Below are 464 nucleotides of genomic sequence, written 5' to 3' on the forward strand. Positions count from 1 at the left end.
GGATCGAGTACGACGAGGAGCGCGACACGCTGCAGATCAGCAGCCTCCCCACTCAACTCCGCGACCAGCTCAAGCGGCGCAAGGCCCAAATTGGAGAATGACCATGGCCCGAGAAACCGAAGATAAGTTCGTTGTCCGTATGCCCTTGGGCTTGCGCGATCAGCTAAAGCAAAAAGCCGCGGATAACCACCGTTCGGCCAACAGCGAGATCGTCTACCGACTGGAGCGCAGCAACGCGCTCGAAGAAGAACTCGCGCGAGCAAACCGAATGGTCGACGAACTCTTCGCCAAGAACCAGCGCCTGCAGGCTGAGCTGGCGGCGGCGAACACGCCTCAGGTGGCGGAGGCATGAGTATGGCCAAGATCAACCCGCAAGATCTGAAAGACCGGCTACTTGCCCCTGGTTTTACCGCGCCGCCCAAGGTTCTGGAGCAGTTGTCGGACCCGATCAGCGACACGCCCAT

The 464-nt window shown here is 60.1% G+C and carries 2 protein-coding genes; both read left to right on the forward strand.

The features are described from left to right. On the forward strand, positions 1–101 hold a 101-nt coding region (locus HMPREF2924_RS36680; RefSeq protein WP_234026664.1), incomplete at its 5' end, for a hypothetical protein. Between the two features lie 2 nt (positions 102–103). Then, positions 104–352 (forward strand): ICE element conjugation transcription factor TprA, encoded by a 249-nt coding sequence (locus HMPREF2924_RS28865; protein WP_016254076.1) that lies wholly within the window; start codon positions 104–106, stop codon positions 350–352. The last annotated feature ends 112 nt before the right edge of the window (positions 353–464 follow it).

This window comes from Pseudomonas sp. HMSC063H08 (assembly GCF_001813645.1).
Classification (GTDB): Bacteria; Pseudomonadota; Gammaproteobacteria; order Pseudomonadales; family Pseudomonadaceae; genus Pseudomonas; species Pseudomonas aeruginosa.

Excerpts from the sequence above, each read along its gene's own strand:
- HMPREF2924_RS28865 (WP_016254076.1), top strand. The coding sequence starts at position 104 with ATGGCCCGAGAAACCGAAGATAAGTTCGTTGTCCGTATGCCCTTGGGC.